This is a genomic window from Herbaspirillum sp. B65, assembly GCF_000333555.1.
GTDB classification, from domain to species: Bacteria; Pseudomonadota; Gammaproteobacteria; order Burkholderiales; family Burkholderiaceae_D; genus Herbaspirillum; species Herbaspirillum rubrisubalbicans.
Map to the genome: position 1 here is coordinate 1 of NZ_BADI01000578.1, position 937 is coordinate 937.

General features: G+C 61.7%; 2 protein-coding genes. Both read right to left on the reverse strand.

The window, feature by feature from the left end; translation table 11 throughout:
- Positions 1–110: 110 nt before the first annotated feature.
- Entirely contained in the window at positions 111–485 is a 375-nt protein-coding gene (locus I5W_RS13910) for a Rieske (2Fe-2S) protein (RefSeq protein WP_044529671.1), read from the reverse strand.
- Between the two features lie 11 nt (positions 486–496).
- Positions 497–937: HAD-IIIA family hydrolase (locus I5W_RS13915; RefSeq protein WP_044529672.1), on the reverse strand; the 441-nt coding region annotated here is incomplete at its 5' end.

A 937-nucleotide genomic window follows, 5' to 3' on the forward strand; every position in this document is an offset into this window, starting at 1 on the left:
AGCGGGCGATGCCGAAGACTGGGGGGGCTGGGCTTGCTGGTTTTCAGATTCGTTGTTGCTCATAGGCTCACTCTAAGCAGCGCAGCAGTCTGCGCCGGTTTCCCCGAAGCTCATGCCTCGACGGGCTTGACGATGTCGTCCGGACGCCAGTAAATCTGGCCGTCCCGCTCCACCGCCATGATCTTACGCAAATGCGCACCGGTACAAGGACCGCCTACGCATTTTCCAGTATCAGGCGCATAAACCGCGCCATGTGTTGCGCACATGAGATACAGGCCGCTGGATTCAAAGAATTCTCCCTCGGCCCAATCCAGTTCGATGGGCACATGCGCGCAGCGATTCAGATAGCCATGCACCACCCCGCCATGGCGCACCACGAAGCCGGTCGTGGCCTCGCCATGCACCCGCACCGGGAAGCGCTTGCCCAGACCGCGCTCCAGGAGCTCGCTGGCGGGGCAGATGAAGATTTCTTCAGGTATCGTCACGGCGGGCCGCCTCAGGCGTGCTCATTGAGCCATTGATGCAGCTCGCGGATGGAGCGAGCTGAATAAAGTGGCGACAAAGTCTGCAACTGCTGCGGCGGATGCGCGCCAAACTCCACTGCCACGCCCTTGGCGCCGGCATTGATGGCCATCTGCAGGTCGTGGGTGGTGTCGCCGATCATCAGGGTGCGGTGCATGTCCTGGCCCAGTTCACGGGTCAGTTCCTGCAACATGGCCGGATGCGGCTTGGAAAAGGTTTCATCGGCGCAGCGGGTGGCATCGAACTTGGACAGCAGGCCAGTGGTATTCATGGCCCGGTTCAGCCCCACCCGGCTCTTGCCGGTGGCCACCGCCAGGAAATAGCCCTGCTGCGACAGGTCGGCCAGCATCTCGGGCACGCCCTGGAACAGTGTCAAATCCTTGTCCTGGCCCAGGTAGTGATGGCGATAACGTTC